Source organism: Bordetella petrii, assembly GCF_020991325.1.
GTDB lineage: Bacteria > Pseudomonadota > Gammaproteobacteria > Burkholderiales > Burkholderiaceae_B > Bordetella_A > Bordetella_A petrii_E.
On sequence record NZ_JAJMLX010000132.1, the window covers coordinates 1 to 12,261 of the forward strand.

General features: G+C 64.6%; 12 protein-coding genes, 2 tRNA genes and 1 pseudogene. 6 read left to right on the forward strand and 9 right to left on the reverse strand.

The genetic code is table 11. The features are described 5' to 3' along the window. Positions 1-306: pseudogene (locus LPZ50_RS14205) on the forward strand (DUF2214 domain-containing protein); the annotation flags it as partial. A 15-nt stretch (positions 307-321) separates the two neighbouring features. Here the strand turns inward: LPZ50_RS14205 and LPZ50_RS14210 are convergent. Continuing rightward, on the reverse strand, positions 322-762 hold the full coding sequence (locus LPZ50_RS14210; RefSeq protein WP_230662122.1) for a MarR family winged helix-turn-helix transcriptional regulator: 441 nt from the start codon (positions 760-762) through the stop codon (positions 322-324). A gap of 95 nt (positions 763-857) precedes the next feature. On the opposite strand from LPZ50_RS14210, the gene LPZ50_RS14215 reads away from it, so the two are divergent. After that, positions 858-1,211 (forward strand): DUF1428 domain-containing protein, encoded by a 354-nt coding sequence (locus LPZ50_RS14215; RefSeq protein WP_230662123.1) that lies wholly within the window; start codon positions 858-860, stop codon positions 1,209-1,211. Next, the gene (locus tag LPZ50_RS14220) at positions 1,208-1,696 is read left to right on the forward strand and encodes a GFA family protein (protein ID WP_230662124.1); all 489 of its coding nucleotides are present in this window, start codon (positions 1,208-1,210) and stop codon (positions 1,694-1,696) included. The genes LPZ50_RS14215 and LPZ50_RS14220 overlap by 4 nt, the downstream gene beginning before the upstream one ends. A 92-nt stretch (positions 1,697-1,788) precedes the next feature. Here LPZ50_RS14220 and LPZ50_RS14225 read toward each other — a convergent pair. Further along, positions 1,789-1,865 (reverse strand) — tRNA-Arg (locus LPZ50_RS14225). Positions 1,866-1,931: 66 nt separating this feature from the next. Beyond that, positions 1,932-2,792, reverse strand: a complete 861-nt coding sequence (locus LPZ50_RS14230) for a LysR substrate-binding domain-containing protein (protein WP_230662125.1) — start codon at positions 2,790-2,792, stop codon at positions 1,932-1,934. A gap of 110 nt (positions 2,793-2,902) precedes the next feature. Here LPZ50_RS14230 and LPZ50_RS14235 point away from each other — a divergent pair, with 110 nt between their 5' ends. After that, complete coding sequence (locus LPZ50_RS14235; protein WP_230662133.1) at positions 2,903-3,574, forward strand: O-methyltransferase; 672 nt, start codon at positions 2,903-2,905, stop codon at positions 3,572-3,574. A gap of 29 nt (positions 3,575-3,603) precedes the next feature. Here LPZ50_RS14235 and ligD read toward each other — a convergent pair whose 3' ends face one another. Genes ligD through LPZ50_RS14250 form a run of 3 tightly spaced genes read right to left on the reverse strand, consistent with a single transcriptional unit; the run spans position 3,604 to position 7,659 of the window. Then, on the reverse strand, positions 3,604-6,195 hold the full coding sequence (ligD, locus tag LPZ50_RS14240) for a DNA ligase D (protein ID WP_230662126.1): 2,592 nt from the start codon (positions 6,193-6,195) through the stop codon (positions 3,604-3,606). Positions 6,196-6,197: 2 nt separating this feature from the next. Further along, a complete protein-coding gene (locus tag LPZ50_RS14245; RefSeq protein ID WP_230662127.1) occupies positions 6,198-7,073 on the reverse strand; it encodes a Ku protein in 876 nt (291 codons plus the stop codon). Then, entirely contained in the window at positions 6,979-7,659 is a 681-nt protein-coding gene (locus tag LPZ50_RS14250) for a hypothetical protein (RefSeq protein ID WP_230662128.1), read from the reverse strand. Before LPZ50_RS14250 ends, LPZ50_RS14245 begins: the two co-directional genes overlap by 95 nt. Before the next feature lie 315 nt (positions 7,660-7,974). On the opposite strand from LPZ50_RS14250, the gene LPZ50_RS14255 reads away from it, so the two are divergent. Continuing rightward, positions 7,975-8,973 (forward strand): hypothetical protein, encoded by a 999-nt coding sequence (locus LPZ50_RS14255; RefSeq protein WP_230662129.1) that lies wholly within the window; start codon positions 7,975-7,977, stop codon positions 8,971-8,973. Continuing rightward, positions 8,961-10,076 (forward strand): hypothetical protein, encoded by a 1,116-nt coding sequence (locus tag LPZ50_RS14260; RefSeq protein ID WP_230662130.1) that lies wholly within the window; start codon positions 8,961-8,963, stop codon positions 10,074-10,076. The genes LPZ50_RS14255 and LPZ50_RS14260 overlap by 13 nt, the downstream gene beginning before the upstream one ends. A gap of 169 nt (positions 10,077-10,245) precedes the next feature. Here LPZ50_RS14260 and LPZ50_RS14265 read toward each other — a convergent pair. The 3 genes from LPZ50_RS14265 to LPZ50_RS14275 form a co-directional block, all read right to left on the reverse strand. Continuing rightward, positions 10,246-10,338, reverse strand: a tRNA-Ser gene (locus tag LPZ50_RS14265). Positions 10,339-10,408: 70 nt separating this feature from the next. Continuing rightward, complete coding sequence (locus LPZ50_RS14270; RefSeq protein ID WP_230662131.1) at positions 10,409-11,674, reverse strand: aspartate kinase; 1,266 nt, start codon at positions 11,672-11,674, stop codon at positions 10,409-10,411. Positions 11,675-11,823: 149 nt separating this feature from the next. Next, the coding region (locus LPZ50_RS14275; RefSeq protein ID WP_230662132.1) for a TilS substrate-binding domain-containing protein at positions 11,824-12,261 on the reverse strand (438 nt) is incomplete at its 5' end.

Here is a 12,261-nt window from a genome sequence, read left to right on the forward strand (position 1 = left end):
CCGCTGGCGGTCGTTGCCCCCTGGCTGGCCCGCCTGGCGGCGGGCGGGCTGGGCGCCGCCGTACTGACCGGTTTCTGGCTGTTCTCGGTGCAACCCGGCCAATACCTGGGCAATACCGCCTTCCAGGCCAAGCTGGCGCTGGTGGCACTGGGTATCGTCAACGCCCTGTGGCTGCGAAGCAGCCGGCACTGGCGCAATCTGCTGGCCGGCGCGCCGGTATCGGCGCGCGTGCGCGGCCATGCCGCCCTGTCGCTCGGTTTATGGCTGGCCGCCATTGTGGCGGGACGCTGGATCGGGTTTCTTTGACGCCGCCAGGCAGCCCTACCCCAGCGCGCGCAGGCCTTCCCGCAAGGCGGCCGCACCCGGCCCGGGAAGCTCGGCCTCGACCGCCGCGTGCGTCTCGCGCCAGATGGGCAAGGCGGCCGCCAGGGCCGCATGGCCCTGCGGTGTCAGTACCAGCAAGCGGTTGCGGCGGTCGGTGGGGCTTACCTGCACGCGGACCAGCCCCTGCCGTTCCAGCGGCTTCAACGCCGCCGTCAGGGTGGTGCGGTCCATGGCCAGCAAGCGCGCCACCGGCGCCAGCGTGGGCGGTTCAGGGCGGTTCAGCGACATCAGCAGGGAAAACTGTCCGTTCGTCAGCCCCACCGGCCGCAGCGCGTCGTCGAAGCGGCGCGCCAACGCGCGCGCCGCGCGCTGCATGTGCAGGCACAGGCAGGTATCGCGAACCTCGATAGTGGTGCCGTACGGAATTTTCTTTGACATGGCCGGATTATTATGTTGATATCAACTTTAGTCAAACCCACGCTTCACCACCAGCGGGTGCTCGCCCCGCCTCTTCCCCGAAAAGGAGAATCAAGATGAAGTACGTAGAAGGTTTTGTCGCCGCGGTGCCCGCCGCCAACAAGGAAGCCTATATCAAGCACGCTACCGCCGCGCTGTCGATATTCAAGGAATTCGGCGCCACCCGCGTGGTGGAATGCTGGGGCGATGATATCCCGGACGGCACGGTTACCGACTTCCGCGGCGCGGTAAAAGCCAAAGACGATGAAGTGGTGGTGTTCTCGTGGTTCGAATACCCATCGAAAGAAGTGCGCGACGCCGCCAACCAGAAAATGATGACCGATCCACGCATGAAAAACATGGGCGAAACCATGCCCTTCGACGGCAAGCGCATGATCTTCGGCGGCTTTGTACCGGTCGTGGACGCATGAACGGCGCCAGCGAGTTCGCGCTGGATGGCGGCTGCGCCTGCGGCCAGGTGCGCTACCGCATTACCCGCCAACCCATCGCCGTGCATGCCTGCCATTGCCGCTACTGCCAGCGCATGAGCGGGTCGGCCTATGGCTACAACGCCATGGTCGAATCCGCCCACGTGCAACTGCTGGGCGCGGGCCAACCCATGCCGGTGCACACGGCGTCCACGCATCCCGATGGGCAAACCGTATTGCGCTGCCCGCATTGCCTGGTGGCACTATGGACGCACCACCGCCTGCTGGGCCCGGACATCGCGCTGGTATTGGCGGGCACGCTGGATCGGCCCGAACAGTTGCCGCCCACGGTATCGTGCTACACGGCCAGCAGGCAGCCCTGGGTGCCCCTGGCCCCAGGCGTGCCGGCGTTCGAAGACGAATACGACGTGGCGGCCATATGGGGCCCCGAAGGCCAGGCCCGCGTCGCGGCGGCCATGCGCGGCTAGCCGACGACGACTGCCGGACAAAGAAAATGGGCCCGATGCGCGTGGCATCGGGCCCATTCAATTACAGCTTGCCTGAGCAAACAGGCTTGTTCTGGCGCGCCCGGCAGGATTCGAACCCACGACCCCTTGGTTCGTAGCCAAGTACTCTATCCAACTGAGCTACGGGCGCTGTAAAGACAAAGACTATAGCATTCTTTCCAGGGTTTCGGCAAATGGTTCCGCCGCCTTCCGGAAATCAGGCTACCCGCAGGGCATTGCGCAGCCACTCGGTGAATGCCAGCGCCTGGGGGCCCACCTTGCGATGGGCGGCCGGCAAGGCCATCAGCCCGCCCGGAAACGCCGTGAACCCGTGCGGCGCCACCAGGACGCCTTCTTCCAGTTCTTTGCGCACCAGCCGCTGTTCCACCAGCGCCACCCCCAGGCCGGACACCGCCGCCTCGATGCAAAGATGAGTATGGGGAAACGTGATCTCGCGCCGCAGTTTCAGGTCGATACCGGTCAAGTGGCGCCACTGCGTCCAGCCGCTGGCCATGAAATCGTGGCCGATGCGCATCCGCCCCGCGCCGGCGGCCGGATAGTCCGGCGCGCGCACCGGACCGAATTCCACCGGCGCCAGCCAGATAGCCGAAGCCTGGTCTGCCTGCGCATAGGCGGCCAGGTCCCAGGCGATGAGCAGGTCGGCGCCTTCGCCGCGCAATTCGCGGGCCGAGGTCATGGAAAGGCGAATGCGGATATCGGGGTGTTGCCGGTAGAAATCGCCCAGTCGCGGCACCAGGCAGCGCATAGCAAAGGTGGCGCTGCAGGCCACGTGCACCCCGGGATGCCGCGCGTGCTGGACGATGCCGGCATACCCTGCTTCCAGCTGGTCGAACAACGGGCGCACCAGGCCCTGCAATGCCGCGCCGTGCTCGTTCAGGCGCAGGCCGTTGCCCTGCCTGTCGAACAGCGCCACGCCCGCGTGCTCTTGCAGCATGCGCAGTTGCCGGCTGACCGCGCCGTGGGTGCGATGCAGTTCTTGCGCGGCGGCGGTCACCGACCCCGTGCGGGCAATGGCTTCGAAAGCCTTCAACGCGGACAAAGGAGGCAGGGAGCGCATGCGGTATATGTTAAAAAAACTGACGTATGAAGCAGAATAACTCGATATCGCGCAGCCCCCGCCAAGCGTAGCATTCCATGCACCGTAACCCTGATGAACCAGGCATGCATATGGACTCTCGCGAATGGAATGCCGTAGATAGCTACTTTGAACAAGTGCTGCACTTGAACGACGCGGCGCTGGACCACGCACGGGAACAGGCGCGCCAGGCCGGCCTGCCGGCCCATGAAGTAGCGCCAAACCAGGGCCGGCTATTGCAGATTTTTGCACAAATGGTGCGTGCCCGGCGCATTCTGGAAATCGGCACGCTGGGCGGCTACAGCACGATCTGGCTGGCGCGCGCCCTGCCGCCGGGTGGCCGGCTGGTGTCGCTGGAACGCGATGCCGCCTACGCCCGGGTGGCCCGCCAGAACCTGGCGGCCGCCGGACTGGCGGACTGCACCGACATCGTGGTCGGCGACGCGTGCCAGACCCTGCAGCGCCTGGTGGACGAGGACACGGCCCCGTTCGACCTGATATTCCTGGATGCGGACAAGGCCCACAACCCTCAATACCTGGCCCTGTCCATGGCCCTGTCGCGCGATGGCACCGCCATCGTGGGCGACAACATCATCCGCGCCGGCCGCATCGCCGACCCGGCCGCGGCCGGCCAGCCCGACGTGCACGGCGCTCGGCGCTTTCTTGAAACCCTGGGGCACGACTTGCGCCTGACGGCCACCGCCATCCAGACCGTGGGCTGCAAGGGCTGGGACGGTTTCTCGCTGGCCGTGGTGTCGCGCTGAAGGCGCGGGCACGGCAGCCCGGCCTGGCGCTACTTGTCCGCCTTGGCGGACCCATCGGGGCGGTAGTCCAGCGCCTTCATCGCCGGCCCGATGGCCTGCGGCCGGTAGCCGTCCCACGGGGTATCGGCCACGTCCAGTCGGGCCTGGATATTCGATACCGTCCATTGATCGCTGCTGCGGATGTCACCCAGTTCGTCCCATGACAGGGGCACCGACACGCCCATGCCGGGCCGCGCCCGCGCCGACCACGCGGCGACCGTCGTCGCGCCGAAGCCGTTGCGCAGATAATCGGCGAAGATCTTGCCCACGCGGTTCTTCGGCCCGCTCTTGGCCACGAACAATTGCGGCACCGTCTGGGCCAGATGGCGCACAATGGCTTGCGAAAAACCCTTCACCGTGTCCCAGCCGTGCTGCCTGCGCAGCGGCACCACCACGTGCAGGCCCTTGCCGCCGCTAGTTTTCAGCCAGCCTTCCAGGCCGATTTCCCGCAGCAGCACACGCACCAGCTCGGCGGCCTGCTGCATGGCGGGCCACTTCACGCCTTCACCCGGGTCCAGGTCGAACAGCATGCGGTCGGGTTTGTCGATGGCGGTTTTCTGCGCATTCCAGGTATGGAATTCCACCACGTTCATCTGGGCGGACGACATGATGCCTTCCAGGGTGGCCACTTCCGCCAGGGCCGGATGATCCGGGTACAGGCTGCGCGGCAGCGCGCGCACGCCCGGCATGCTGCCGGTGTCGGGATGCTTCTGGAAAAACAGTTCGCTGCCGATGCCGGCCGGCGCCCGCACGAATGACACGGGCCGCCCCTTCAAGTGCGTCAGCAGCAGCGGCGCCACCAGGCCGTAATAGCGCGCCAGGTCCAGCTTGGTCAGGCCGGTGCTGGGGTCGATGACGCGGTCGGGATGGGTCAGCCGGGTGCCGCGCACGGCGCTCTTGGTGGTCTTGGTGGTCTTGGCTGCCGTCGCGCTCTTGGCGATCTTGGCGCTCTTCGAGCTTCCGGCGGCGCCCTTGCCCACCCGTTCGGCCGGCACCGGGGTCTCCCGCTCGATGTCCCGGGCGGGCTTGTCGGTGCGCAAACCCCGGAACGACGCGTGCCGGATATGGCCGGAATCCGTCCACTGCCCGAACGACACTTCGGCGACCAACTGGGGCTTCACCCAGTGCGCGCCACGAGGAGCCTTGGCGGTGCTGGCCAGCGGGCTGCGGTCCGCCGCCAGCGCTTTCAATTGGGTGGCCAAGGCGGCCAGGCCCTGCGTGTCGAAACCCGTGCCCACCTTGCCGGCATAGCGCAATTCGCCGTCTGGCCCATGCACCGCCAGCAGCAGCGCACCGAATCCGGCACGTGCACCCTTGGGCGAGGTATAGCCCACGATCACGAACTCCTGGCGCTGCGCGCACTTCAGCTTGATCCAGCTGTCCGACCGCCGCGTCACGTAGTGCGAACCCAGGCGCTTGCCGATGATGCCTTCCAGACCCATCTTGCAGGCCGATTCCACCAACCGCCCGGGCGCCGCCTCGAAGGCATCGCTATAGCGCACCACGTCCTTCAATTGCCTGGCGTGCGCCGCCACCAACTGGCCCAGCCACTGGCGGCGCGACTGCACGGGCTCGGCACGAATATCGCGGCCCGCCACATAGGGCATGTCGAACACGTAGTAAAGAATGCGCCCGGTGCGGTCGCCCTCGAAGGCATTCTGCAGGGCCTGGAAACTGGGCGTGCCGTCATCGGCCAGCACCACGATCTCACCGTCCAGCCATGCCGACGGCACGTCCAGTTTCTCCAGGGCCGCGACTACATGCGGCAGCTTGGCGCTCCAGTCATTGCCATTACGGGTGTACAGCCTGGCCTTGCCCGCCTCCAGGCGGGCAAGGGTGCGATAGCCGTCGTACTTCAGTTCGTACAGCCAGTCCTTGGGGTTGCCCGGCACGCCGTCCACCAGGGTCGCCAGCTGGGGCTGCAGCTTGCGGGGCAATTCCGCGGCCTTGCCGGGAATGTCGCCGCCGCCGGCCGAAGCCGCGGCGGACTTCTTCGCGGCCTTGGCGCCTGCCTTGGAAGCCTTGGCCGCCTTGCGCCGCGGAACGACGCTGTCGGGCATTTCGTCCACCACCGAGAATTCCTCGTCATCGCGCGCGAGATCGTCGCGGTCTTTGATCAGCAGCCAGGGGGGCTGCCTGTCGCTTTCCTTGCCCTTCATGCGTATCAACGCCCAGCGGCCCCGCATCTTCACGCCGTGCAGGTCGAACTTCAAGTGGCCGGCCCGATAGCCCTTGCGCGGGTCGCCCACCGGTTCCCAATGGCCTTCATCCCAGATGATCACCTTGCCGGCGCCGTACTGGCCTTCGGGAATCTGTCCTTCGAACTGGTTATAGGCGATGGGGTGGTCTTCCACCTGCACGGCCATGCGCTTGACGGCGGGGTCGTAGCTGGGCCCCTTGGGCACGGCCCAGCTTTTCATGGCGCCGTCCAGTTCCAGCCTGAAATCGTAATGCAGGCGGCGGGCCCAATGCTTCTGGATGACGAAGGCTCGGGCGACGCTGCCAGTGCGGCCGCCCTCGGCGGGTTCCGGGGTGCGCGTGAAGTCGCGTTTCGCGCGGTACTTTGTCAGGGTATCGGCCATGTTCATGCCGCCTTGCGCGCGTGGCCGCCCGACTTGGCGGCTTTCCTGGCGGCCGCTTTCTTCGCAGCGGCCTTGCGTGGCGCCGCCTTCCGGGCCGATTTGGCGCTGGCTTTGCCGGCCTGCCTGCCCGTTTTGCGGCTTGCCCCTTTCAGGCTGCGCTGCAGCAGTTCAGTCAGGTCGATGACGTTATCGGCATATTCGGGGGCTTCTTCCTGCGGCTCGATCACCGTCTTGCCCTTGCCGGCCCGCGCCTTCTTTTCCACCAACTTCATCACGGTGTTGCGGAATTCATCCTGGAACTCATCCGGGTCCCATTCGCCCGACATGTCGTCCACCAGGGCGCGCGCCATCTTCAGTTCATTGGCGCTGGGGGCCATATTCTTGGCGCGCGACGACGGCAGGTCCAGGCCATCCATGGACTTGACCTGTCCGCCCCAGCGCATCAGGTTCAACACCAGCGCGTCGCCAGATGGAATCAGGGCCGCCAGGTGCTGCTTGGTCTGGATCACGACCTTGGCGATACCGACCTTGCCGGCCTTGGCCAGGGTGTCGCGCAGCAGCGCATACACCTTGTGGCCGCGATTAATGGGCTCGACATAGTATGGGCGTTCCAGATACACGAACGACACCTCGGCGGCGTCCACGAAGCGCTGTATCTCGATGGTCTGGGTGGTGCGGGGATAGGCATCCTCGATCTCGTCGGGCGTGATGATGACGTACTTGCCGTCTTCGTATTCCACCCCCTTGACGATGTTGTCGCGGTCGATTTCCTTGCCGGTGCGCTTATTGATGCGCTTGTATCCCACCGGGTCCATGGTGCGCTTGTCCAGCCAGTCGAAATCCACCCCCGAATCCGTGGTGGCGGTATGCAATCCCACGGGGATATGCACCAGCCCGAACGAAATCGCGCCCTTCCATATGGTTCGTGTCGCCATGGCTTGCCTTTGCCTGTTGAGGCGGCCAGGGATCACCCGGCCGATGACAGCCATCGGCAAGTTTCATGCCCGCCATCGCCGCGTAGCGCTGCACGGCCACCGTGTCGTTGCCGCGCACGGCCGCCTCATGCACCCCCGCCATGATGATGCCCTGGACGATCAGCATTTCGGCAAACTGTTGGCGCAGCGCATCGGTGCCCGGTTTTCTCTGCTCGGCAGCATCCGCCATGATCGTGGCGATGTTTTCCCGGACAGCACGGCTGGGCCGGTAACCCGCCGCCGGGGACGCAATCGCGCCGGTAGCGCCGTCCCCGCTGATCTGCCTACTCAGGCTGCGCGAGACCGCCTGGCTGGGCGCTGGCGCGGGCCGCTTTCCCCGCGCGCGGGCCGCCTCGGACTTGGTGACATGATCAATGGCGCCGTTCATGCCCAGCACACCCATGTCGAAAGCGCCTTCGACCTGGGCCAGAGCCGGCGCGGCGTGTACTGCCATTGCCGCGGCAAGAAGTAAAGCCGGGATGCGTTTCATGGACGGCTCCCGGAAACAGGTTCAGTGTGAAACGCGGACATGACAAAAATACTTCACGCGCACACGGCGATTTACGCCGCTGGCCGGCGCCCGCGCCGGACCGGCCAGCGCAGGCTTCGAATCCGACACATTTAGCGGGCGGCCATGCTCATGCCATCCCAATCACCGGCCGTCATTGTGCACTGCACGGCTGGAGCCTCGTGAAATGCATTCCACCGGCGCTAAAGAGAACGGATCAGAGCGATACTGAGCCGTGGTATTCTCTTCTAGCATTTTTCGTGTTAGCAGCAGAATAATAATGAGCGAGACGATAATATGTTGCGCGCCATACGCATGATGATGGGGAGTCTCGGGATGGCAACGGCCTTGACTGGCTGCGCCGGCGCCCTATCGCATACCGAAACCCAGCAGCGGTTACATGCTCAGTACGCGGGGTTCCCTCCTGTATTCACCGATCCAGCACTGAACGCCTACCGCGCTCGCTATCTGGCCGACAAGGCGGAGTTCGACAAGGCGCCAGAAATATTTCTGGGGTCAATGCCAGCGGTACCGTCGTGCGAAGTGTCACTCAAGGCTGCGCGCACGTTGGCGGCTTCGTCTTTCCGCCCGCCAATACAAGAACGCGCCCCGGATTGGGCCGACCACATGGATAAGCATGGAATGGGTTATGCCGGCCAAGCCGTCGACGCGGTACACATTGGCGTACTCAGTGGCACCTGCACCGCAGGCGCGCTTGCGGGCCCAGCACAGATCCTGATGCAGTATGTCTATGTACTGAAGCAGGCTAATGATCCGCAAGCATACAAAGTGCATGAAGTCACGGCACGTGAGAACTGCCGCTATAAGGAGGGCCAGCGTACCGGTGAATGCGTACGCTACTCGCGGCAACGCAATTGGGACGCGCGCATGGTGGATGGCAGACTGATGCATATGGAGCAGGCTCTTGCACGGGTCGTGCCGGGCTCCCCCAGGCCCACCCCTGGCTCTGAACACTATACCTACACTACGGTCTTCGATTACGGTCAGTATCAAGATGGTATCGAGCATGGACCAGGTGTAGCCTTTGAGACAGAACCTATTGTGGGCGAAGGGGTCGATGTTTTGGAGAACCACACGCTTACTCGCACTGTCCTGCCGGATGGACGTGTGGCTTACGACGAGTATTTTGGTGGCACGCATAAGCTTCGTTACGTGCTGCGCAATGGTGTCCCACACGGACCGCTGGTGTATTCCCCTGGACAGGCCGGCGGCGGGGATGCCCGCATATGCTTTCAAGACGGCACCGCAACGCTGAGCAGCCAATGCCCGAATTGAACCCCGCCCCGGCCTGTTCAAGAATGGATGGCAGCAGTCCGCCAAGCCGGCAACGTTTATTCGTAGTGGCGTGGCTGGTCTCCTGGTGTGCTGCGACAGCCGTATTGGCGCAGCCGAGCACCGGAAGCAATTATCTCGACGCTTCGGGCGGCATTCAGTTAGGTGCCGAGGCGCAGCAAACACTGCAATCGGCGGCCGAAAACCACGCAAGCGGGCCTCGGTTGGAGTATCGAAAAGCAGAGATTCAGCCCACGGGCGGGGGAATGGGCAAGGGCGCCGCTTATTTCACCACTGGGGTCTATACCGGAACGTTCACGCAGGTGACTAATCCCTACAGCGGGAACCGCTATTGGGCATTGGCCGAAGGCACATACGAGCAGATCGATAAAGTGCGGTACGCGGGGCGCTTCCATTATTTCCACCGCGATCACAAGACGTACAGCTACTATGAAGAAGATTGGGTACTTGCCGAGGCCGGCCGTTATTTCTTCGCGGGTACTCGCACAGCTGCCGATGGAGAGCAGGCCACAGGAATTTATTCTACCGATGCCAACGCCCGGAGCCTGCCGGCATTTACACCAGCGGACGCAGCCTACCTAGATGAATTCGCCCGCCGATACGACGATCAGGTCAGGGCATTCCGGCAAGCGCACGCAGGCAAAGAAGCGACCGCGTTGTCCTTCGGGCAGGTGCTCGCCTTAGGGCTGGGAGCCGCAGCATTGAGCCAAGCCGGCCTGTCGGGTAGCGATACCGCGCACATCGGCAGCGCGTTTGCTGCCGATGTGCTGACTGGCGGAAAGACGGGTGCACTATCCTCGGTCGCTTCTGAGCCAGCAGGGCCATCATCGCAAGGTTCGTATCATCCCGCAGTCACCAAAGAAAACGCGGAGAGGATGGCCACCGCTCGGGCTACATCAGAGAGCGTCACGGTAACCTGCCCCAGCGGGGTTTCCAGCAGAATTCCGATCAGCTATAGAACATCGACATGCCGAACAGCAATGGTCGAGTTCGCGCGCGTGTACTCATGCAACCTTATCGACAACTTCGCATCCGCACAGGCGGCATGCCAAGCTGCCTGTGGACACCCCCAATGCAGACAATAAGCAGCCCTCTGTTGTTGGTGCTTTTCCCCCTTTACGTGGCGAAGGTTGAAACATACCAACCATCCAGTGGGCAGCGCCGGGCAAATGTGGTGCGACGTGAGACAACAAAAAACCCGCAAAGCTTGCGCTGTGCGGGTTTTTCTTTGACCCTGCACCCTGGGGGTGCTTCTGGCGGAGACGGTGGGATTCGAACCCACGATGCAGTTTTTAGCCACATACTCCCTTAGCAGGGGAGCCCCTTCAGCCTCTCGGGCACGTCTCCGAAGAATTCGGGATTCTAGCACGATTTTCCGGGCCCGCGCATGGCTCGCGGGCCGGAAAGCCGCGGCGGATCAGGCCTTCTCGCCGGGCGCCTGGTCCAGGCCGAACGCCTTGTGCAGGGCGCGCACGGCCAGTTCCATGTACTTGTCGTCGATGATGACCGAGGTCTTGATTTCGCTGGTGCTGATCATCTGGATGTTGATGCCTTCCTGGGACAGGGTCTGGAACATCAGGCTGGCCACGCCCACGTGCGAGCGCATGCCGATGCCCACGATGGACACCTTGGCGACCTTGTCGTCGGTGATCAGTTCGCGGGCCTGCACGGCCGGCACCACTTCGCGCTTGAGCAGCTCGACGGTGCGCTGGAATTCGTTGCGATTGACCGTGAAGGAAAAGTCGGTGGCGCCGGCCACGGACTGGTTCTGCACGATCATGTCGACATCGATGTTGCCGGCGGCAACCGGGCCCAGGATGGACGAGGCGATGCCGGGCTTGTCCGGCACGGCCAACAGGGTAATTTTGGCTTCGTCGCGGCTGAAGGCGATGCCGGACACAACGGCGGCTTCCATTTTTTCGTCTTCCTCAAAAGTAATCAGCGTGCCCGAAGACATTTCTTCTTCGAGCGGAATGAGCGGGTCGGTCAGCGAGGACAGCACGCGCGTGGGAACGCGGTATTTGCCGGCGAATTCAACCGAGCGGATCTGCAGCACCTTGGAACCGAGCGAGGCCATTTCCAGCATTTCCTCGAAGGAAATCACGGCCATGCGGCGCGCTGCGGGCACCACGCGCGGGTCGGTGGTGTAGACGCCATCGACGTCGGTGTAGATGAGGCATTCGTCGGCGCCCAGCGCGGCCGCCACGGCCACGGCCGAGGTGTCGGAACCGCCGCGGCCCAGCGTGGTGATGTGGCCGTCGGGGTCGATGCCCTGAAACCCGGTAACCACCACCACCTTGCCCGCGTCCAGGTCGGCGCGGATGCGCGCGTCGTCGATGGACGTGATGCGTGCCTTGTTGAACGACGAATCGGTGCGCACCGGAACCTGCCAGCCGGTATAGCTGCGGGCCGACACGCCTTCGGCCTGCAAGGCCACCGCCAGCAGCCCGCTGCTGGCCTGTTCGCCGGTGGCGGCGATCATGTCGAGTTCGCGGGCATCGGGCTGGGGCGAAATTTCGCGCGCCAGGCCCAGCAAGCGATTGGTTTCGCCGGCCATGGCCGACGGCACCACCACTACCTTGTGGCCGGCGGCGTGCCACTTCGCGACGCGACGCGCCACATTGCGGATGCGCTCGACCGAGCCCATCGAGGTACCGCCATACTTGTGAACGATCAGGGACATCTCGTACTCTGGCTGGAACCCGCCCAAGCGGGCAGGCAAAGCTTGGCATTTTAACGCGCGGTGAAATTTTGCGCAGGGGCCCGCCGTGATACGCCCCCGCAAGCCCGGTCATTCATGCGGGAAGCGCGCCGCGTTTCGGGGGCCGGGGCTCACCCGCGCGGCTCGATCCAGACCCTTCCACGGTGGCAACGGATCAGGTGCGGGCCATGCGCGACGGCCATCTGGCGGTCGTGCCCCAGGCTGTGCAATTGGCGCAACTGGCGCAACAAATCGGCCAGCCTGGCCTCGGTGGGCATGCGCGCGCCCTGGGTACGCAGCCAATAGCGCAATACCTGCGCCTGGCGGGCGAGCGGCAGGCCGCGCCACGGAGCCAGCGCAAAACCAGACAAATCCGCTTCCGGCTGCAAGGCGGCCAGGTCGGCTTGCGCCACCCCTTCGACGATATCGGCCACCTCGGCCATATGGCGGGCGTGGGCGGCCAGCCGCGCCTGCCAGCCGGGCCAGCGCTGGTCCAGCGCCGGGGCCAGCAGTTCGCGCACGGCCGCGCGGGTATAGCGCGGGTCGGCGTTGGTGGGGTCTTGCACGGG

Coding starts and splice junctions, on each gene's coding strand:
- LPZ50_RS14255 (WP_230662129.1), top strand. CDS start 7,975: ATGTTGCGCGCCATACGCATGATGATGGGGAGTCTCGGGATGGCAACG.
- LPZ50_RS14230 (WP_230662125.1), bottom strand. CDS start 2,792: ATGCGCTCCCTGCCTCCTTTGTCCGCGTTGAAGGCTTTCGAAGCCATT.
- LPZ50_RS14250 (WP_230662128.1), bottom strand. CDS start 7,659: ATGAAACGCATCCCGGCTTTACTTCTTGCCGCGGCAATGGCAGTACAC.
- LPZ50_RS14215 (WP_230662123.1), top strand. CDS start 858: ATGAAGTACGTAGAAGGTTTTGTCGCCGCGGTGCCCGCCGCCAACAAG.
- LPZ50_RS14220 (WP_230662124.1), top strand. CDS start 1,208: ATGAACGGCGCCAGCGAGTTCGCGCTGGATGGCGGCTGCGCCTGCGGC.
- ligD (WP_230662126.1), bottom strand. CDS start 6,195: ATGGCCGATACCCTGACAAAGTACCGCGCGAAACGCGACTTCACGCGC.
- LPZ50_RS14235 (WP_230662133.1), top strand. CDS start 2,903: ATGGACTCTCGCGAATGGAATGCCGTAGATAGCTACTTTGAACAAGTG.
- LPZ50_RS14210 (WP_230662122.1), bottom strand. CDS start 762: ATGTCAAAGAAAATTCCGTACGGCACCACTATCGAGGTTCGCGATACC.
- LPZ50_RS14270 (WP_230662131.1), bottom strand. CDS start 11,674: ATGTCCCTGATCGTTCACAAGTATGGCGGTACCTCGATGGGCTCGGTC.
- LPZ50_RS14260 (WP_230662130.1), top strand. CDS start 8,961: ATGCCCGAATTGAACCCCGCCCCGGCCTGTTCAAGAATGGATGGCAGC.